We start from the raw sequence: 20837 nt of genomic DNA, 5'->3' as shown, positions 1-20837 counted from the left end.
CATTGCGGCCGAATTGCGAAGCCGTTGATCCAAAACGATGGCATTCACGTGACTAGATCAAATCATACAGTGATCTGTTGCAATAGCGAACAACGCATACCTACCCTTTCGCGCTGCGGGATCACGAAGACTTGCAACGGGGGCCGTTGTTGAATGGCCCGGCTGCGATTATGGTCCGGCCATGAATGTGACAAGCCCGCTCCACATCCTGCCCCTGGAACTGCCCGATCCCCTGGCCGCCTTCGCGGTGCTGGCGGGGGAGAAGGGCGCCATGCTGCTGGATGGCGGGGCGGCGGAGGGGGGGCGTGCACGTTATTCCATCCTGGCCGCCGATCCCTTCTCCTGGATCGAGGTGGCGGGTGACGGGACCGTGATGCGCGACGGTGCGGTGCTGGGCGTCGATCCGTTCGCGGCGCTTGAGTCGGCGCTGAGGCCCTTCGCGCGGCCGGTCCCGGAAGGGTTGCCCCCCTTCGCCGGCGGGGCCGTGGGGGTGATGGGGTATGAGCTGGGCCGGTATCTGGAACGGCTGCCGGCCCCGCGCGCTGGCGGGCTGGACCTGCCCGACATGGCGTTCGGGCTGTATGACACGGTGGCCGTCATCGATCATGACAACGGCAAGGGCTGGGTCGTTTCGGGTGCGGAACGGGAAGCCGATGCGGGTGTCCGCCCCGCTTTGGCCTACCGCTTGGCCCAGGCGCTGCACGATCGGCTGCTGTCGGCGCCGGTCCTGGCCCGTGATCAGGGCGACGGGCTGTTGCGCCGGCCGGGATGGGAGGCGGAGCTGGCGCCATCCTGCTATCGGTCGCGGGTGGCGCGCATCCTGGAATACATCCGGGCCGGTGACATCTATCAGGCCAACATGACCCAGCGCTTCCTGGGCCTGCTGCGGCCCGGTGTGACCGCCTGGGACGCTTATCGCCGGCTGCGGCCGCGTACGGCGGCACCGTTTTCCGCCTTCCTCAATCTGGGAGCGGGCAGGGCGGTGGCGTCGGGTTCGCCGGAGCGGTTCCTGGCCCTGTCGGCGGATGGCGCCATCGAGACGCGGCCCATCAAGGGCACCCGTCCCCGCCATGCCGACGCCGCCCGCGACGCGGCGCTGGCCGCCGAACTGCTGGCGTCGGAGAAGGACCGGGCGGAAAACCTGATGATCGTCGATCTGCTGCGCAACGACCTGTCGCGGGTGGCAGAGATCGGGTCGGTGAAGGTGCCCAGCCTGTGGGGCCTGGAAAGCTATCGCACCGTTCATCACCTGACCTCGGTGGTCACCGGACGGTTGCGGCCGGGCCTGGGGCCGGTGGATCTGCTGCGCGCCGCCTTTCCCGGCGGGTCGATCACGGGTGCACCCAAGATAAGGGCCATGGAGATCATCCATGAGCTGGAGCCGGCGCGGCGCGGCCCCTATTGCGGCTCGGTGATGTGGATCGGCTGGGACGGGGCGATGGACAGTTCCATCATCATCCGCACCGCCGCCATTTCCGGTGACAAGGTGCAGGTGCAGGCCGGCGGCGGCATCGTCGCCGACAGCGACCCGGAAGAGGAATATCAGGAGAGCCTGACCAAGGCCAAGGCCATCCTGACCGCCTTCGACCCGGCCATGGCCTGGCCGCCCGCCATCGCGGTCGATCAGGAGCAGGCGGCATGAGCGTCATCTGGCTGAACGGTGATTTCCTGGCCGCCGACAAGCCGGCCCTGATGGCCCATGACCGCGGCCTGACCCTGGGCGATGGCCTGTTCGAGACCATCGCGGTGAAGGCCGGCGTGCCCCTGCGGCTGGAGGCGCATCTGAAACGCCTGCGGGAGGGGGCGGATTTCCTGGGCCTGCCCGTACCGGCGGGTGACCAGGTGCTGCACGACGCCATCCTGGGCCTGCTGGGCGCCAATGGGTTCGAGGGGGAGGCGGCGGTGCGCCTCACCCTGACGGCGGGGCCCGGCCCCCGCGGTCTGCCGCGGCCGGAGGTGCCGGCCCCGACGCTGATGCTGGCGGCCGGTCGTATCCCAGCGGAAGCACCACCCGCCCGTCTGATCATCGCCCGCACCACCTGCCGTAACGAGAAATCGCCTTTGTCGCGGCTGAAGACCCTGAACTATCTGGACAGCATCATCGCCAGACGGGAGGCGGCGGCGCGGGGGGCGGACGATGCCGTGCTGCTGAACAGCCAGGGCCGCGTGGCCGAGGCCACGGCTGCCAATCTGTTCCTGTCGCTGGACGGGCATTGGGTGACGCCCTCGGTTGCTGAAGGCGCGCTGCCGGGCACCATGCGGGCGGCGCTGGTCAAGAACTGGCGGGCGGAGGAACGGGTGGTGTCGGTGGATGAGCTGCGCCGGGCGGACGATATCGTGCTGACCAATGCGCTGGGAGTGCGGAAGGTGGTCCGGGTTCTGGACTGATGCGCCGTATCGGGGAATGCGGCGGTTACAGCTTCACAAGGGTCCAGTCGCTGGCCGCGGTGCGGGTCATCTTGGCGAAAGCCTGCCGGATCGGCCCGAAATGCTGAAGCTGCACGTTCCCCTGTGCGGGCCCCATGATCGAACCCGGAACATGGGACTGGGAGAAGTCGCCATGGAGCGGGTTGGTCGACTGGTCCGAGGTCAGCTGTTCGTGGGGATGCGTCCGCCCCTTTACATCCAGATCATATTCCTCGTTCAGGCCCAGCACGTGGCCCAGTTCGTGGAAGGAGGCGGTCTGCCCACCCGTGCGGGCATCATGGTCGACGGTCGTGGTGGAGAAGGTGCCGCCATACTCAACATCCCGAACCACATTCGGCCGCGCGCCAGTTCCGTCCAGATCGTTGTATCTGTAATGCTCGCCTTTATCGACCTCTTGGATGCGGACGAAAATTCCGATCGTTCGCTCGCTGTCTTTCTGTCGCAGCCCGTACTGCCCTGACCAAAACTGTGCGGTTTGAGCAAGTGAGCTTGAAATCTGCAACCAGCGCCGGAAGTTCAGACCCCCTGGCATCTTCATCTTGATCTTAATGTCGACCCTGGGGATATCGGGCAAATACACCATATCGAACAGACCGTTCACGCCACTGATAATATTGTCCATGAATGAGACATGGGTCCCGTGATACAGGTGCGATCCGGGAATTTGGGTCGTGAAGTCCCGATCCATATGCTCCGCCGTATAGGTCGGAGGCTTGGGTTCGGATGATTCCTTTTTAAATTCTTGATACAAAGCAGCAAGATCAAGGCCCTGGGCCGTTTGCTCAAGGAAAATAACTCTGCCCGATGACGTGTTGAGTTTTCCATTAATTTTTTGCGTGTCGCGCAGATAGAAGCAGAAACTGCTGATGTCTTCATCAGGAATGTCGACGTTTTTACCCTGATTACTGATCTTCATTCGCTGCATCACTGGCGCGACCGGATCGGCCCTCATTGCGGCCGGGGCGGATCGATCCAACCGTTTCTGCATCAGTTGGAGTTCCGCCACACGGGGTGACGTGTCCAGCCGCCTCTGCATCAGCTGAAGTCCAGCCGCGCGGGGCGATGTGTCCAGCCCATGCGCGGTGGTTCGCGCGCCGGTGTTACCGAGGCCCGATGCCGCTCGGCTGCGATCCGGCGCAACATTCGTAGAATGCTGTGATTGCACCTTTTGAACCGCTGCTGAGTGGCCCACGGGCCGCCTCCCATCTCGTCAGGAGAAAAGAGTCATATGCATAATATTCACCATACTGCGAGTGGCGGCGGATTGCTATGTCCATCGGACCGGGTTCGGGTTCTGTGAAGGCTCACCGCCCCGGCACCGGCACCACATGGGTGTTCTTCACCTCCTCCATGACCATATAGGTATGGGTCTGGGCAACACCCTGGATGGAGGAGAGCTTGTCGCCCAGGAAGGCGCGGTAGGCCGCCATGTCGGCGACCCGGACCTTGATCAGGTAATCGAAGCCGCCGGCCACCATGTGGGCCTCCTGGATCTCGTCCAGACGGCGGACGGCGTCGGCGAAAAGCTGGAAGACGTCCTGGGTGGTCCGGTCCAGCCGTACCTCGATGAAGGCGGCCAGCGAGCGGTCCAGCATCTCCGGGTCCAGCAAGGCCACGTACTGGCGGATATAGCCGCCCCGCTCCAGCCGCCGCACCCGCTCCAGGCAGGGGGTGGGGGAGAGGTTTACGCGGCGGGCCAGTTCCACGTTCGAGATGCGCCCATCCTCCTGCAGGATGCGCAGGATGTTCTGGTCGATACGGTCGAGCTTCGCTGATGCGGAATCGGTGGCCATTATATCATCCGGTCAAAAGTCGATATAGCCGGATGATATCCTGTCAAAACCCTTTATTTGGAGAAAAATCGCCCAGGATTTTTGCCATACTCCGGGCATTCCACCCCATAGCGTACAAACGGAGTTGACGGCGATGTCCAGCACCGTCCTGAACAGCCTGCGCCAGAACAAACATGCCGATGAAGTGTCGGTGGTGACGCAGCTTCTGCGCGGCCATGGCCTGAGCGCTGCCGAGCGCCACGGCATCCATGATCGGGCCGTCGCCATTGTCGAGGCGGCACGGCTGCGCCGGCGCGAACTGGGGCCACTGGACAATTTCCTGCAGGAATTCGGCCTGTCGAACAATGAGGGCGTGGCCCTGATGTGCATCGCCGAGTGCCTGCTGCGCATCGCCGATCCCGACACGGCCGACCGGCTGATCGCCGAGAAGATCGCGCAAGGCCAATGGGATGCGCATCTGGGCCGCAGCGACAGCGCCTTCGTGAATGCCGCCGCCTGGGGCCTGATGCTGACCGGCAAGATCACCGATCTGGAGCGCGGCGGGGAGCGGGATGCCGGCAGCTTCCTGAAGCGCATGGTGGCCCGGTCCGGCGAGAGTGTCATCCGCACCGCCATGGGCCAGGCCATGCGCGTCATGGGCGGGCATTTCGTGCTGGGCCGCACCATCAAGGAGGCCATGGCCGAGGCGCGCAAGGCGCGGCCCGCCGGCACCGTCCATTCCTATGACATGCTGGGCGAGGGGGCGCGCACCTGGGAACAGGCGACGCGGTATCTGGATGCCTATGTGAAGGCCATCGACGCGGTGGGGGAGGAGGCGGCCGGCCGTGGCCCCATGGCCGCTCCCGGCGTGTCGATCAAGCTGTCGGCCCTGCACCCGCGCTATGTCCAGGCGCAGCATGCGGACGTGATGGCCCGTCTGGTGCCGGCCGTGAAGGGCCTGGCGCTGCAGGCCAAGCGCTGGGACATCAACCTGACCATCGATGCGGAAGAGGCCGACCGGCTGGAGCTGTCGCAGGATATCCTGGCAGCATTGTCGCATGATCCGGACCTGGCCGGGTGGAACGGGCTGGGCCTGGCCATTCAGGCCTATTCCAAGCGCACCCATCTGCTGGTCGACTGGCTGGTCGATCTGGCGCGCGCGGCCAACCGTCGCCTGATGGTGCGGCTGGTCAAGGGCGCTTATTGGGACACCGAGATCAAGATGTCCCAGATCGCATCGCATCCCGATTATCCGGTATTCACGCGCAAGGCGGCGACGGACCTGTCCTACCTGGTCTGTGCCCGCAAGATGCTGGCGGCCAAGGATGCGATCTATCCGCAGTTCGCCACCCACAATGCTTATACGATCACGGCCATCCTGCATCTGGCCGGCGACAATCGCGATCTGGAATTCCAGCGCCTGCATGGCATGGGCGAGCTGCTCTATACAGCGGCGCGCGAGGTGCTGCCGGCTTTCCCGCGGGTGCGCATCTATGCGCCGGTGGGCACGCATGAGGATCTGCTGCCCTATCTGGTGCGCCGCCTGCTGGAAAACGGCGCCAACAGCAATTTCGTCAACGCCTATATGGACCCGGACGTGCCCGTGTCCGACGTGGTGGCCGATCCGGCCGCGTTCTTGGAGAGAGAAGGCATGCTGCGCCATCCCCGCATCCCCACCCCGGCCGACATCTATGGCGCCGAGCGTCCCAATTCCAAGGGCTTCGACCTGACGGCGCCTGAGAAGGTGGAGGAACTGACCGTCCAGATGCAGGCGGCCCTGGCCCGCACCTGGACGGCCGGTCCCATCGTCGGCGGCGTGGAACTGGTGGGAGCCGCCCAGCCGGTGACCGACCCGAGCAACCGGGGGCGCACGGTCGGCACGGTCGTGCTGGCCGACAAGGCGGCGGTGGAGAAGGCCCTGTCGCTGGCGGTTGCCGCACAGGGCGCCTGGGATCGGGCTGGTGCGGATCATCGCGCCGCCTGCCTGGACAAGGCCGCCGACCTGATGGAAGCCGGCACGCCCGCCCTGATGGCGCTGCTGGTGCGTGAGGCGGGCAAGACCCTGCCGGACGCCATCGCCGAGGTGCGCGAGGCGGTGGATTTCTGCCGTTACTATGCGGCGCAGGCGCGCACCGGCCTGAAGCCCGTGCTGCTGCCGGGGCCCACCGGTGAGCGCAATGAGCTGCATTTGACCGGCCGTGGCACCTTCGCCTGCATCAGCCCGTGGAATTTCCCGCTGGCCATCTTCGCGGGTCAGGTGGTGGCAGCATTGGTGACGGGCAATGCCGTCATCGCCAAGCCGGCCGAACAGACCCCGCTGATCGCGGCGGAGACCGTGCGCATCCTGCACAAGGCCGGGGTGCCGGGCGATATCCTGCATCTGCTGCCGGGTGATGGTGAGACGGTGGGGGCGGCACTGGTCGCCGATACCCGCATCGCCGGCGTCTGCTTCACCGGCTCCACCGAGACCGGCCGCGCCATCAACCGCAGCCTGGCCAACCGTGACGGCGCCATCGTGCCGCTGATCGCCGAGACCGGCGGCCAGAACTGCATGATCGTCGACAGCACCGCCCTGCTGGAGCAGGTGGTGGATGATTGCGTCACGTCGGCCTTCCAGTCGGCGGGCCAGCGCTGCTCCGCCATGCGCGTTCTGTTCGCGCAGGAAGAGGTGGCGGACAAGCTGGCCGACATGCTGGCCGGGGCCATGGATCTGATCCGCCTGGGCGACCCGATCGATGTGGCCACCGATGTCGGCCCGGTCATCGATGATGCGGCCCGCGACATCCTGATCGCCCATGCCAGTCGCATGGATGGGGAGGCGCGTCTGGTCAAGGCCGTGACGGTGCCGGATGCGCTGATCGGCGGCACCTTCTTCGGTCCGCGCCTCTATGAGATCGCTTCCCTGTCGGTGCTGAAGCGCGAGGTGTTCGGCCCCATCCTGCATATCGTGCGCTTCAAGGCGTCAGATCTGGACAAGGTGGCGGCGGAGATCGCGGCGACCGGTTACGGCCTGACCTTCGGCGTCCACAGCCGGCTGGAAGGCCGTGCCCAGAACCTGTTCAAGACGCTGCCGGTGGGCAACACCTATATCAACCGCAACATGGTGGGGGCGGTCGTGGGTGTGCAGCCCTTCGGCGGGCAGGGCCTGTCGGGCACGGGGCCGAAGGCCGGCGGCCCGCACTATCTGCACCGCTTCGTCACGGAGAAGACGCTGACCGTCAACACGACGGCGTTCGGCGGCAACGCCTCACTTTTGGAGTTGGGGGCGTAAAACCAAAGCTGGCGGCGCTGAACGATCCGCTAGTCTCGCAGGCGGGAGTAGCGGCAATCCGATGTTTCCGTCCGCAATAATAATGCAACCTAAAACAGCAATCCCACTGCCGCGCCGTTGGATGGTGGGCTCCCATGCGGGGGAACATCGTCCAACGGCTTCATTTTTCTGTGAAAAAAGGCTATAGGCGAAGGGCCGATGTTGCCAGGAGGGTGTTTCCATCCTGGCGCCCAAGACCCCGATATGGAGTTCGGTTCCGGATGACCGAGATCGCCGATGCCCCGCTGGTTCTGATCGTCGAGGATGAGCCGGCGACGCGCGCGCTGCTGGCCGGTTATTTCCACGAGGCCGGCTTCCTGGTGGCCGAGGCCGAGAATGGCAAGCAGGCCCGCGAGGTGATGCAGAGCCAGCCGCCGGACCTTGTCCTGCTGGATATCGAGCTGCCGGACGAGGATGGCTTCACGCTGGCCAAGAGCATCCGCGAGATTTCCAATGTCGGCATCATCATCGTCACCCAGCGCGCCAATGATGGCGACCGGGTCTTCGGGTTGGAGACCGGTGGCGACGATTATGTGACCAAGCCGCCCAATCCGCGCGAGCTGCTGGCCCGCGCCCGCAACCTGCTGCGCCGGACCCATCCCAGCAAGATGTACAAGGCCGAGGGCGCGGTTCGTTACTTCGCCGGCTGGACCATGGACCTGGCCCGCCGCCGCCTGGTCGACCCGGCCGGGATCGAGGTCCGGGTGACGCGCGGGGAGTTCGAACTGCTGGGCCTGCTGGTGCGGTCCGGTGGGCGCGTGGTGACGCGCGACCAGCTGATCGACGCTGTCAGCGGTACCGACCGCAACCCCAACGACCGCACCATCGACGTGCTGGTCAGCCGCCTGCGCCGCAAGATGCAGGATAGCGGCTCGCTGGACGTGATCGTGACGGAGAAGGGGCTGGGGTACCGGCTGGCGGCGGAGATCACGGATCAGCCGTGAGGGGGGGGGCGTAGGTCAGGTCGAGCCGCAGGCGAGCCCTGACAGCATCACTTGAAGCCTTTTCTGTCAGGGCTCGCTTCGCTCGACATGACCTACGGTGCAGGTGTCGATCTCACCCGCCCCCCAGCACCACCCGCGGGCTGACATTGATCCGGCGCAGGGCTGTGCCGCCCGGTGTCTCCACCTCGGTCAGCACGACCTCATAGCCCCAGAGGTCGGCCAGATGCTGCATCACCGACTTGGCCTCCTCCTCCTCCAGCAGGATCTGGTTCATCACGTGATGTTCCAGGATCAGCTTGCGGTCGCCGACCAGATCGACATCGACGATCTGGATGTCGGCTTCGGCCCAGGCGATGTCGTATTGCCGGGCCAGGGCTTGGCGCACGGCGCGGTAGCCGCGTTCGTCATGGATGGCCGCCACCTTCATTTCCGGGTCGCGCGCATCGTCGGCGACATGGAACAGGCGGAACTTCCGGATCAGGGCCGGCGACAGGTATTGCAGGATGAAGCTTTCATCCCGGTAATTGGCCCAGGCATCGCGCAACGCCCCCATCGGGTCGCCCTTGCCGGCCAGATTGGGGAACCAGTAGCGGTCCTCCTGCGTCGGTTCGGTCACGATGCGTTCGATATCCTGCATCATGGCGAAGCCCAGGGCGTAGGGGTTGATGCCGCCATACCGGCGGTCATCGAATTCCGGCTGGAACACCACGTTGGTGTGACTGTGCATCGCTTCCATCCAGGCGCCGTCGGTGAGCGCGCCGCGGTCATGCAGGGTGGACAGGATGCGGTAATGGCAATAGGTGGCGCAGCCCTCGTTCATCACCTTGGTCTGGCGCTGGGGATAGAAATACTGCGCCACATGCCGGACGATGCGCAGGATTTCCCGCTGCCAGCCCTGCAGGCGCGGCGCCTTCTTCTCCAGGAAATAAAGGATGTTCTCCTCCGGCAGTTCCAGCAGGGCGCGGCGGCGGTCGCGGTCGGACAGCGGGCTGGCGCCGCCGGCCTTGGTGGGGACCGTGCGCCAGAGGTCGTTGAAGGTGGCCTCGGCATGCTCCAGGCGTTCGCGCGCCCGTTTCTCCTCGTTGCGCAGGTCGGGACCGCGGCGGCGGGGATAGCGATGGACGCCATGGTTCATCAGGGCGTGGGCGGCATCCAGCACGCGTTCGACCATGGCGTGGCCATACCGTTCCTCGCAATGGGTGATGTAGGATTTGGCGAAGGACAGGTAATCCAGGATGCCGTCGGCATCGGTCCATTGCTGGAACAGGTAGTTGTTCTTGAAGAAATGGTTATGGCCGAAGGCGGCATGTGCGATCACCAGCGTCTGCATCGTCATGGTGTTCTCTTCCATGATGTAGCTGATGCAGGGGTTGGAATTGATCACGATCTCATAGGCCAGGCCGCGCTGGCCCTTGCGGTACATGGCCTCGTCGCGGGCGAAATGCTTGCCGAAGGACCAGTGCTTGTAGAAGAGCGGCATGCCGATGCTGGAATAGGCGTCCAGCATCTGTTCGGACGTGATCACCTCGATCTGGTTGGTATAGGTGTCCAGGCCCATCTCCAGCGCCACCTTCTCGATGGCGTCATAGACGCGGCGGACCTTGTCGTAATCCCAGTCGGCCCCGGTATAGAGCGGGGCGCCGTCGAAGGCTGTAAGGGTGGTCATGCACTCACCTCCGCCGGTTGCCCGGCCTTGTCCTTGGCGAACAGTTCACGGAAAACGGGATAGATCTCCTTGCGTTCCGTGACCCGCCGCATGGCCAGCGCGCCGCCGGCCTGGATGGTCTTGTAGGTGCGCCACAGGTCGGTCTCACGCGGGCCGCCGCCATAGGGCAGGCCCGGCGTCATCCCCTCCTGTCCCACTTCCAGATAGGCATAATATTGGCAGTCGGGAAGGATCACGCCCTGCATCAGCTGCGCCGTCTTGGTATTGTCCGACAGGGCATTGTCGCCGTCGCTGGCCTGCGCGGCATAGATGTTCCATTCGGCGGGCGGGTAGCGTTCCTTGATCACCCGCGCCATCTCCTCCAGCGCCGTCGACACCACTGTGCCGCCGGTTTCGGGGCTGTAGAAGAAGGTCTCCTCATCCACCTCCGCCGCCTTGTGGGTGTGGCGGATGAAGACCACGTCCACATGCTTGTACCGGCGCGACAGGAACAGGTAGAGCAGCATGTAGAAGCGCTTGGCCAGGTCCTTCATATGCTCCGTCATGCTGCCCGACACATCCATCAGGCAGAACATGACGGCTTGCGCCGCCGGGCGCGGCGTGGCCGCGAAGCGGTTGTAGCGGACATCGACCGGGTCGATATAGGGGATGCGCTGGGTGCGCTTCAGAACCTCGGCCAGTTCCAGACGGGCCTGTTCCAGCCGCTCCCGGTTCTTGCCCGTCCGCTCCAGATCGTCGATCTCCTCACGCAGTGCCTTCACCTCATCGCCCGTGGGGCGGTTCAGCGCGATGCGGCGGGCCAGGCTGTTGCGCATGGTACGCACGAGGTTCAGGTTGGCCGGCGATCCCGATGCCGAATAGCCGGCGCGGTGCCAGTCCACGCTGTCGGTCACGGCCAGCTTGCGCTTGGCCAGATCCGGCAGTTCCAGATCCTCCAGGAACAGGTCGATGAATTCCTCACGGCTCAGCACGAAGCGGAATTCGTCCTGGCCGTCGCCATCGTCCGATGCCTGATTGCCACCGCCCCCGCCACCATTCTGCGGTGGGCGCTTGATCTTGTCGCCTGACAGGAACTCCTTGTTGCCGGGCACGACATAGTCACGCTGCCCACCGGAGGAGGAGCGGCGCAGCGTCGGTTCGCGGATGCCGTCGGGCGAGATGGCGATGTCGCCGCCCATGTCGATGTCACGGATGCCGCGCTTGGCCGATGCATCGCGCACGGCCCGCATCACCTGTTCCTTGGCGCGGCGCAGGAACCGCTGGCGGTTGGCCAGTGACTTGCCGGAAGGATTGAGACGTCGGTCGACAATGGTGAACAAGGTATGGCGTTCCTTTCTGCACGGGAGGGGGAGGGTTCGTCGGTTGCAGCGTCGCTCCCTCTCCCTCCCAAGCCTCACGGCTTGGGCCCCTCCCTCTCCCGCTGTGCGGGAGAGGGCAGCAATCACCCCGCCTGCTTCACCCGCATGTACCATTCCACCAGGCGGCGGACCTGCCGTTCGGTATAGCCGCGCGCCGTCATGCGATTGACGAACTCCGTGTGCTTCTTCTCCGTGTCGCTGTCCTTCTTGGAACCGAAGCTGATGACCGGCAGCAGTTCCTCCACCTGGCTGAACATTCGCTTCTCGATAACCTCGCGCAGCTTCTCATAGCTGGTCCATTCCGGATTGCGGCCCTTGTTGTTGGCCCGCATGCGCAGCGCGAACTTCACCACCTCGTTGCGGAAATCCTTGGGATTGGCGATGCCCGCCGGCTTCTCGATCTTGGTCAGTTCCTGGTTCAGCAGGTCGCGGTTCAGCAACTGGCCGGTATCGGGGTCCTTGAAATCCTGATCCTCGATCCAGGCGTCGGCGTAATCCACATACCGGTCGAACAGGTTCTGGCCGTAATCGTGATAGCTCTCCAGATAGGCCTTCTGGATCTCGTTGCCGATGAATTCCGCATAGCGCGGGGCCAACTCGCCCTTGATGAATTCCAGGTACTTCTTCTCGGTATCGTCGGGGAACTGCTCCCGCTTGATGGCCTGTTCCAGGATGTACATCAGGTGGACGGGATCGGCCCCGACCTCGGTATTGTCATAGTTGAAGGTACTGGCCAGGACCTTGAACGCGAAGCGGGTGGAGATGCCGTTCATCCCCTCGTCCACGCCGGCCGCGTCCTTGTATTCCTGCATGGTCTTGGCCTTGGGGTCCGTCTCCTTCAGGCTTTCCCCGTCATAGACCCGCATCTTGCTGAACAGGTTGGAATTGCCATGGTCGCGCAGGCGCGACAGCACGGTGAACCGCGCCAGCATCTCCAGCGTCGCCGGCGCACACGGCGTACCGCCCAGCTCCGACGTTTTGATCAGCTTTTCATAGATGCGCTGCTCCTCCATCACCCGCAGGCAATAGGGCACCTTGACCACGCAGATACGGTCGATGAAGGCCTCGTTGTTCTTGTTGTTCTTGAAGCTCTGCCACTCGGCTTCGTTGCTGTGCGCCATGATGATGCCCTGGAAGGGCAGGGCGCCGATATTCTCCGTGCCGATATAATTGCCCTCCTGCGTGGCGGTCAGCAGGGGGTGCAGCATCTTGATCGGCGCCTTGAACATCTCCACGAATTCCAGCATGCCCTGGTTGGCCCGGTTCAGGCCGCCGGAATAGCTGTACGCGTCGGGATCGTTCTGACTGTAGAGCTCCAGCTTGCGGATATCGACCTTGCCGACCAGGGACGAGATGTCCTGGTTGTTCTCGTCGCCCGGCTCCGTCTTGGAAATGCCGATCTGGCGCAGGCGTGAGGGGCGAAGCTTCACCACCTTGAACTTGCGGATATCGCCGTCGAACTCGTCCAGCCGCTTCAGGGCCCAGGGGCTCATCAGCCCGGTCAGGCGGCGGCGGGGAATGCCGAACTTCTCCTCGATGCCTTCCGCCATAGTGACGGGGTCGAACAGGCCCAGCGGGCTTTCGAACACCGGGCTGATCTGGTCGCCGGCCTTCAGTGCGTAGATGGGCTTGTCCTCCATCAGCGCCTTCAGCCGTTCGGCCAGGGACGACTTGCCGCCGCCGACGGGACCCAGCAGGTAGAGCACCTGCTTGCGTTCCTCCAGCCCTTGCGCGGCATGGCGGAAGAAGCCGACGATGCGCTCGATGGTCTCTTCCATGCCGTAGAATTCGGCGAAGGCGGGATAGATCTTGATCGTGCGGTTCATGAAGATGCGGGCAAGGCGCGCATCCTTGGCCGTGTCGACAACCTCCGGCTCGCCGATGGCGGCCAGCAGCCGTTCGGCCGCACTGGCATACATCAGCGGATCGTCCCGGCAGCCTTCCAGATATTCCATCAGCGACATCTCGACGTCGCGGCGGCTTTCGTACGAGGTGGCGTAGCTGGCGAATAGGTCGGTGACCAGTTTGCTCATCAGCACTCTCCTTCCTGGCGGCCGGTCGGCGGGCGAAGGGGCGGGCATGGGGGCTCCATGCAACGCGCCGCCATGCCGGCGGTGGCGGGGGGCAGTGGACTATGGTGGCGGTCGATGCTTGCGGTCTCTTCCCGGGCCTCCCGGCCCGATGCCTGTCCCGGCCACCTTCTGGTGCGCCGTCGGGCCAATGCTGTCGTCATCGGGATGCTGGCTGCCGGCCGCACGGGGCCTTCCGGTCTCATCGACCGGCCTCTCCCGTCTATACTGGCTTCACCGTCACCCATCACGCCTGCGTCTCCCAATCTGGAGGTCACTCGGCAATCAAGCTGCTGGTACCAAAGCGCTCAAATCTCTTAACGAAACCGAACCGACGCTAAGCATCATCCTCCCCGATTGAGGCAGGCCGAAGGCATAGGTATGTATGCCGAAGCACCTGCCCGTCCGGGCGACCGGGCGGCGTTCGGCGCCTGCCCGTTTGGGGGTCTCTACCCCGATATAACCCGCCCATACAGCGGCGGGTTCCGTCTTCACAGCATGACCCGAAAGCGGGCTCATGGTCAAAGCATACGGCTGCAAAAATTTCGCGTTCCTTAATAAGCCGCTGTTTTTTGACGCTTTTAATAATGATATGGCCGACCATAAGGTGATGTAAAAGGGGCCTGGCGGCCTATTTCGGGCGCGACGCGGGGCGATTTTGGTGCGACGCGGAAGGATAAGGGCCGGGTGCTGGGCCATCGAATCGGTGCCCCCGTAGGGCCACCCCCTGGCACCAGCCCTCACGATCCCAATATAGGGCTTTCACGTTCGCGTCCTGGATGCGCAGCGGGGAACCTCGTCGTAACAGGGTTGTTTCAATCCTGGCCCGGCGGGTGCCTTAGCGGTTAGTCTGGGCGGGTTTGACATCAATCGGAACGGGTCATGCGGATCATCCTGCGCGTCTTTGCCATCATCGGCTTCCTGTCGGTTCTTCTCGTGGCCGGGGCCATCGCGCTCGGCATCCATCTCGCCAACCGGCAGCCCAAGCTGCCCGACAATATCGTCCTGGAACTGGATCTGGAGGAACCGCTGGCGGAAGCGCCGGCCACCGATCCGGTCGCGGGCCTGCTGGGTGAGCGGCGGACGACGGTGGAACAGGTGGTGCGCACGCTGAACCGCGCATCCAAGGACAGCCGCGTCAAGGGCATCATCGCCCGCACCGGCAACGGCGTGCACAGCTTCGCCGTGACCCAGGAACTGCGCGACAGCATCGCCAAGCTGCGCAAGGAAGGCCGCTTCGCCATTATCCATGCCGAAAGCTTCGGCGAGATGGGCAACGGCATGCAGCCCTATTACCTGGCGACCGCGTTCGAGCAGGTATGGATGCAGCCGATGGGCGATCTGGCCATCACCGGCATGCAGGCCGAAATGATGTTCATGCGCGGGGCGCTGGACAAGCTGATGGTGGAACCGCAGTTCCGCAAGCGCGAGGAATACAAGTCCTTTGCCGAGCAGTATACCGAGACCGGCCCGACCCCCGCCAACCGCGAGGCCATCGACAGCTTGGTCGGCGACCTGTTCAACCAGTGGGTGGCCGACGTGGCCCAGGCGAGAGGCCTGAACGATACCGCCGTCCGCGCCGCCGTGGACAAGGCGCCGCTGCTGGACAAGGACGCGGTGGAGCTGAAGCTGGTCGACAAGCTGGGCTATTGGGACGAGGCGGTGGACTGGGCTCTGGAGAAGGCTGGTGGCAGCACCAAGCCCGAACTGATCAGCCTGCAGGACTATAACCGCGCCCCGCCGGAAGGGCTGGACCTGTCGATCAACGAGGCGCCGCTGGTCGCCATGATCGTGGGCGACGGCGCCATCATGCGTGGCGACAACAAGGGCGATCCGCTGTCGGGCGAGGAAAGCTTCGGCGCCGCCACCATCGCCGCCGCCTTTGACGAGGCGATCGAGAATGATCAGGTGAAGGCCATCCTGTTCCGGGTGAACAGCCCCGGCGGCAGCGCCGTGGCGTCGGAAGTCGTGCGCCGCAAGGTGCTGAAGGCCAAGGCGTCGGGCAAGCCGGTCATCGTCTCCATGGGGGCCGTGGCCGCGTCCGGCGGCTATTGGGTGTCGATGGGTGCCGACCGCATCGTGGCGGAGCCGGGCACCATCACCGGGTCCATCGGCGTCATCGCCGGCAAGATGGTGGTGAAGGGCCTGACCGACTGGGCCGGCGTGAATTTCGAACCGATCAGCCGTGGTGCCAATGCCGGCATGTGGTCGGCGAACACGCCCTTCACCGAAGGGCAGGAGGAACGGCTGAATGCCTTCCTGGATAGCACCTATGCCGCCTTTACCCAGGGCGTGGCCCAGGGTCGCAATCTGCCGCTGGACAAGGTGAAGCAGATCGCCAAGGGCCGCGTCTATACCGGCCGCCAGGCCAAGGAACTGGGTCTGGTGGATGTGCTGGGCGGTTACACGACCGCACTGGGTGAAGTGCGCAAGTCGCTGAAGCTGGCCGAGGATGCGCCGCTGCGCGCCGTCACCCTGCCGCACCGCCGCACGCAGTTCGATTATCTGATGGACCTGCTGTCAGGCGACACCAGCGCCAAGGTCGGCGATGCGGTCGCCGGCCGCGTGGCCGAGCGTACCCTGGCGCCGTTCCGCCCGATGATCGGTACCCTGGCGCCCTATCTGCGGGCCGACCAGGACATGGTGGCGGTGATCCCGGCCATGGTGCGGCAGGGGTTCTGATCGTGGGTTAAATACAAATGCTTACCTCGTCATCCCGGCGAAAGCCGGGGACCCAGGGGCCAAACGCCCGACCTGCCAGCAGCTTTGATCCAAGCTGCGTTGAGGTCTGATCCTGTGGCCCCTGGGTCCCCGGCTTTCGCCGGGATGACGAGGAGGGTGCGTCGGGCGTTAAGGTAGACGCTTATGCCATCACCACCCGATTGCGTCCTTCCATCTTCGCCGTATAGAGCGCCCGGTCGGCGCGGATCAGCAGCTGGTCCAGATTTTCGTCACCCGACAGGGTGGCGACGCCGACGCTGACGGTCAGGAAGTGGCGTTCCACCGTGTCGGCGCCCCGTTCCTCCACGGCGGCGCGCAGCCGTTCGGCGGTGGCAAGCGCCCCGCCGATCTCCGTATCGCCCAGCAGCACGGCGAATTCCTCGCCACCCAGCCGTCCCATGACGTCCTGTTCGCGCAAGGTCGCACGGCAGGCATTGCAGAAGGCGATCAGGCTGGCGTCACCGGCGGCATGGCCGAACCGGTCGTTGATCGCCTTGAAATGGTCGATATCCAGCATCAGCAGCGACAAGGGCAGGCCCGTCACCCGGGCGCGGGCCAGTTCCGCCTGGGCCTGGTCCAGGAAGGCGCGGCGGTTGGGCAGGCCGGTCAGCCCATCCTGGCTGGCCAGGGTACGGAAGTGCGCCTCCAGCCGCGCCCTTTCCGCGACCTCCGCCCGTAGAAGGCCGTTCAGGGTGCGGAAGCGGGCGGTGACCAGTCCGATGGCCAGGGTCAATCCGGCCAGCACGGCCAGCGCCACATAGAACCAGGTCAGGTCCGGCTTCTGGTCCGGCGCGTAGAGGAAACCATCCAGGTCGGTATCGCGCGGCATCAGGCCGGCAGCGGCAAAGCCCTCGGCGATGTGGCGCCAGCGGCCCGCGTGCATGTAACCGACCTCCACCATGTCGGCCATCATCAGCCGCGCCATCTCCTCCGCCTCGAACGCCAGGCGGGCGCGTTCCAGGTGCGGGGCGTAATCACGGCGGATCAGGTCGATGGCGCCGGCGGGATCGGTCAGTGCATCGCGCCAGCCGCGCAGGCTGGCCTTGCGGAACGCCTCCACAACCGACGGCGCCTCGCTCACCATGCGTTCCGACGTGAAGATGGTGTCGCCGTAGAAATCGATGCCGGCGGCACGGGGGGAAAAGACCTGATAGGGGATGCCAGCGGCCCGCAGATCATAGGGCTCGCTGGTCGTATAGGCGGTGATGGCATCGACATCACCCTTGATCAGCGCCTCGACCGAACCGCTGTGCGGCACCACGGTCAGCATTTCCACCGGCACCCGTTCCACCGCCAGATAGGCCAGCAGCTCCTCCGCATGGGTTTCCAGCATCAGCCGGTGGCCGGGCAGGGCATGGACATGCGGCGGACCGGTATCGATGCGGGTCAACAGGACGAAGGGCGAATGCTGCATCAGCACGGCCATGGCCACCACCGGCCTTCCCTTCACCCGTTCCACCAGCAGGCCGGCGCTGCCCACCCCGAACTCCGCCGCGCCATCGGACACCTGGGCGGCGGCATCCACGGTCGGCCCGCCCTCGATGATGCGCACATCCAGCCCGGCCTCGCGGTAATAGCCCTTCGCCAAGGCCACATAGAAGCCGGCGCCCTGGAACTGGTGCGTCCATTTCAATTGCAGGCGCACGGGTGTGAGCATGCCATCGCCCGCCGCCTGGGACAGGGCGGGCAGGGGCCAGGCGATCAGCGCGCAGAACAGCAGGAGAAAGGCATGCGGGCGTATGGGCATTGCCGACCGTGACGGATATGTTCGGTCTCAGCCTACAGCAGGAAGCTGCAGGCGGCGTATCCCAATATTGGCGCAGAAGATTATACAATTCCCTCAGGCGCCGGGCGCCGGCCTCCGGCGGCATGAGCCAAAACCCATGCCCCTGGTATTACTCCGGCTGCTCGTCCAGCAGCCCCACCGGCTCCGCCTTGTCCCCATCCGGGCGGCCCATGACGTCGGCGCCCCAGTCGGCGACCAGCAGGCTGCGCCGTTCTTCCAGTTCCTTGATCTTGGACTGGTTGCGCAGGCTCATCACCGCGGCCACGATCTGCGGGATGAAGAAATACATCAGCCAGCCGATGGCCGCCGCCCCGAACATCACCAGCCAGGTACCGGGATCGGCCAGCATGCGCAGGGTCATCGACATTTCATGCCCGCGCTGCCACAGGCGGACCACGAAGGGCGCCACGCCGCACAGATTCATGGCACCCACGGTCAGGGCCGCCGACTTTTCCGGGTCGCGGTCGATCAGATAGGCCACGAAGGTCGGGGCCAGGCCCGCCAGAACCAGCACGCTGGTCGGCATCATCATCAGTCCGGCCGGGGCCAGCAGCAGCAACAGCAGCAGGGCACCGCCACCACCGCTGCGCCGCCGGGGCGGCCTTTTGCCCAGGGACCGGCTCATGCCAGCCTCAGCATATAGACGACGGTGCCGATCATGGTCAGCCCGGCGACGATGGAGGTGACGACGGCGGCCACCTGCCGGCCCGTACCTTCGGCCATGCCATTCCTGTCGTCGGCCGAAGAGCGCAGCTTCTCGATCTGGCGGGTCAGGCTTTCATACTGGCGCATGGCGGTCAGGAAGCCCTTGTCGTCGGCGCGGATGGCATCGACATTGTCGACGACGCGCACGATGGCGTCCAGCACGCCGTCGCGGGCCACCTGCGATACTTCCGCCTTCATGCGGTCGCGCGTCTCCCGGTTCTTGAAGCGCTTGAAGACCGGGTCCATCAACGACACCAGCCAGTTGCACAGGTTGGGCAACCGCGCCGGGCCGAACCGGTTCTGCACATCGGCCAGCACGGTGATCATGGCGATCATCCGCCGCGCCGGGTCGTGCGGGTTGGACAGCGGCACCAGCAGCCGGTCGTTCAGCTTCTTATGGTGGGTGGTGATATAGCCCATCACATGCCGGTCGATCGGGTCGCGACCACGGTTGGGCCGCGTGGCGATCTGGTCCAGCGCCGCCAGCAGTTCGGCCGGCGACAGCACATAATGGTCGCGCAGCTGCGGCGACAGGCAGGGACAGGACGGGCACAGCTCATAAACGATGCGTTCGATCCCGAAGCCCATGCCGACATGTTCCAGCAGCGCCCGGTAGCCGTCATAGGCCTGGACCATGGGCACATATTCGGGCCGGAAATCGGTCTGGCAGTTCACCCAGAAATGCGGGAACTGGGCCAGGACGAATTCGGCGAAGGGCTGGATGCCGGTATTCTGCCACATCGCCTCCGCCAGGGCCGGGCCCAGCCCATCGGGCAGCAGCGACAGGCCGCGATAGCGGATGGGAGCCGGCGGGTCCAGGGCGATGGACACGCGGGTGACCAGCTTGTCCTCCTGGCTGGCGCCGCGCCCGCCGGCGCTGGCCGACGCGATGGCGGTCTGCATGGCTTCCGCCCGGCCTTCATCGCCCACGGAACGGCGGACCCATTTCTCCACATCGCCGCGTTCGATCAGGGCGGCGGCGGCGGCACTGTGCCTCGTCAGGGAGCGGGACAGCGCCCGGCAATGCATCAACTCCTCACCCTGGAACTCGAACGGGCGGGCGCCGCGGCGCGGGATCTGCGGCTGTTTGGGCGACATGCGGCGGCCTTGCAGCCACAGATCCAGGTCTGAGACGGACCAGCGCTGCTTGGGATCGTCGATCATCAGGCCGCGCAGCGGTTCCACCAGGCTCTGCGGCAACCGGATCTGGCTGGTCAGCGCCGGGTAGGTACCCTTGTCCATCTTCAGCTTCAGGATGCTCTCATCATCCAGGTCGGCCAGCGGGCTGCGGCCCAGATGCAGCATCAGCAGCGTCACGCCCAGGGCGTACAGGTCGTCGGCGATGGTGCCCGGCCCGCGTCCCGCCGGCTGGGCCATGCCGCGCTCGATCGTCTCCACCAATACCGGCTGGCCATAGCCGACAGGCACCGACAGGCAGTCGCCGATGCAGACCACGGGCGAGGCCGGGTCCTTGTGGAACAGGTTGGTGGGGCGCACCGCGCCGCAGGTCATGCCGCGGGCATTCATCTCCCGCAGGGCGAACAGCAGCGTGGGGATGACGTTGCGGGTGATCTGGTCGTCGGGCAGGGGTTCGCGCGTTTCCGCCATATCCTGCATGACCCGGCGACCGCCCGGCCGTTCATAGATCAGGACGAAGCGCTTCTTGCCATCGGGCGACCAGTCCACCGTGCCCCAGTCCAGCAGGCGCAGCACGGCCGGATTCTCGATGGACCGGTAATTGGCCATCATGTCCACCCGTGCCGGTACGGGCCGGTCGGTGACGATGGCGAAGGCTTCGGTCTTGCGATCCCGGCTCATCCGCGCGGCGAAGGCGGGGCCGCCGGCCGAATCCAGTGCCGGCATCGGCGTGCCCGGCATGATCTCGCACCGTCCGCCCAGGTCGACGGGCATGGCGGGTGCCAGCGATTCCGCGCCCCGGCGGGGCGGCGGCGGGGCCGGGGCTGGCTTCTCATCGGGGGCGGCGCTGTTGGCCATGATGGGGTGACAGGCTCGCTCTGGCGGGGCGTGATGGCGGGGAAAGGTTTCCGCGCGCGATCATCGCAAACCATGTGCGATTGC

General features: G+C 65.2%; 13 protein-coding genes. 5 read left to right on the top strand and 8 right to left on the bottom strand.

Annotated features, from left to right (window positions below; translation table 11 throughout):
* Nucleotides 1–181: 181 nt before the first annotated feature.
* Together pabB and ACM9HJ_RS10600 are read left to right on the top strand one after the other, a co-directional pair.
* The gene (gene pabB, locus ACM9HJ_RS10605; protein WP_416571684.1) at nt 182–1642 is read left to right on the top strand and encodes an aminodeoxychorismate synthase component I; all 1461 of its coding nucleotides are present in this window, start codon (nt 182–184) and stop codon (nt 1640–1642) included.
* Entirely contained in the window at nt 1639–2388 is a 750-nt protein-coding gene (locus tag ACM9HJ_RS10600; RefSeq protein WP_416571683.1) for an aminotransferase class IV, read from the top strand. The genes pabB and ACM9HJ_RS10600 overlap by 4 nt, the downstream gene beginning before the upstream one ends.
* A 25-nt stretch (nt 2389–2413) precedes the next feature.
* On the opposite strand, the gene ACM9HJ_RS10595 is transcribed toward ACM9HJ_RS10600, so the two are convergent.
* The gene (locus tag ACM9HJ_RS10595) at nt 2414–3415 is read right to left on the bottom strand and encodes a hypothetical protein (RefSeq protein ID WP_416571682.1); all 1002 of its coding nucleotides are present in this window, start codon (nt 3413–3415) and stop codon (nt 2414–2416) included.
* A gap of 316 nt (nt 3416–3731) precedes the next feature.
* Nucleotides 3732–4220, bottom strand: coding sequence for an Lrp/AsnC ligand binding domain-containing protein (locus ACM9HJ_RS10590; RefSeq protein WP_416571681.1), 489 nt, complete (start codon nt 4218–4220; stop codon nt 3732–3734).
* Nucleotides 4221–4353: 133 nt separating this feature from the next.
* On the opposite strand from ACM9HJ_RS10590, the gene putA reads away from it, so the two are divergent.
* Nucleotides 4354–7470 (top strand): bifunctional proline dehydrogenase/L-glutamate gamma-semialdehyde dehydrogenase PutA, encoded by a 3117-nt coding sequence (gene putA, locus ACM9HJ_RS10585; RefSeq protein ID WP_416571680.1) that lies wholly within the window; start codon nt 4354–4356, stop codon nt 7468–7470.
* Between the two features lie 260 nt (nt 7471–7730).
* Nucleotides 7731–8453, top strand: coding sequence for a response regulator (locus ACM9HJ_RS10580; protein WP_416571679.1), 723 nt, complete (start codon nt 7731–7733; stop codon nt 8451–8453).
* A gap of 112 nt (nt 8454–8565) precedes the next feature.
* Here the strand turns inward: ACM9HJ_RS10580 and ACM9HJ_RS10575 are convergent, their stop codons facing one another.
* The 3 genes from ACM9HJ_RS10575 to ACM9HJ_RS10565 all read right to left on the bottom strand — a co-directional run bounded on the left by ACM9HJ_RS10575 (nt 8566) and on the right by ACM9HJ_RS10565 (nt 13510).
* Nucleotides 8566–10119 carry a SpoVR family protein gene (locus tag ACM9HJ_RS10575; protein ID WP_416571678.1) on the bottom strand — a complete coding sequence of 518 codons (1554 nt, stop codon included), beginning with the start codon at nt 10117–10119 and terminating at the stop codon, nt 8566–8568.
* Nucleotides 10116–11438 (bottom strand): YeaH/YhbH family protein, encoded by a 1323-nt coding sequence (locus ACM9HJ_RS10570; RefSeq protein WP_416571677.1) that lies wholly within the window; start codon nt 11436–11438, stop codon nt 10116–10118. Before ACM9HJ_RS10570 ends, ACM9HJ_RS10575 begins: the two co-directional genes overlap by 4 nt.
* A gap of 122 nt (nt 11439–11560) precedes the next feature.
* Complete coding sequence (locus ACM9HJ_RS10565) at nt 11561–13510, bottom strand: PrkA family serine protein kinase (protein ID WP_416571676.1); 1950 nt, start codon at nt 13508–13510, stop codon at nt 11561–11563.
* Nucleotides 13511–14428: 918 nt separating this feature from the next.
* Between ACM9HJ_RS10565 and sppA the strand changes: the two genes are divergently transcribed.
* The gene (gene sppA, locus ACM9HJ_RS10560) at nt 14429–16228 is read left to right on the top strand and encodes a signal peptide peptidase SppA (RefSeq protein ID WP_416571675.1); all 1800 of its coding nucleotides are present in this window, start codon (nt 14429–14431) and stop codon (nt 16226–16228) included.
* A 181-nt stretch (nt 16229–16409) separates the two neighbouring features.
* Here sppA and ACM9HJ_RS10555 read toward each other — a convergent pair whose 3' ends face one another.
* The 3 genes from ACM9HJ_RS10555 to ACM9HJ_RS10545 all read right to left on the bottom strand — a co-directional run bounded on the left by ACM9HJ_RS10555 (nt 16410) and on the right by ACM9HJ_RS10545 (nt 20753).
* Nucleotides 16410–18014, bottom strand: coding sequence for a diguanylate cyclase (locus ACM9HJ_RS10555; RefSeq protein WP_416571674.1), 1605 nt, complete (start codon nt 18012–18014; stop codon nt 16410–16412).
* 148 nt (nt 18015–18162) lie between these two features.
* Nucleotides 18163–18678, bottom strand: a complete 516-nt coding sequence (locus ACM9HJ_RS10550) for a hypothetical protein (protein ID WP_416571673.1) — start codon at nt 18676–18678, stop codon at nt 18163–18165.
* Entirely contained in the window at nt 18675–20753 is a 2079-nt protein-coding gene (locus tag ACM9HJ_RS10545; RefSeq protein WP_416571672.1) for a serine/threonine protein kinase, read from the bottom strand. The genes ACM9HJ_RS10550 and ACM9HJ_RS10545 overlap by 4 nt, the downstream gene beginning before the upstream one ends.
* Nucleotides 20754–20837 lie beyond the last annotated feature (84 nt).

The sequence above is a fragment of the Niveispirillum sp. KHB5.9 genome (genome assembly GCF_048066115.1).
Lineage (GTDB): Bacteria > Pseudomonadota > Alphaproteobacteria > Azospirillales > Azospirillaceae > Niveispirillum.
The sequence above is the reverse complement of the archived record's forward strand: the minus strand, read 5'-3'. Positions and strand labels throughout refer to the sequence as shown.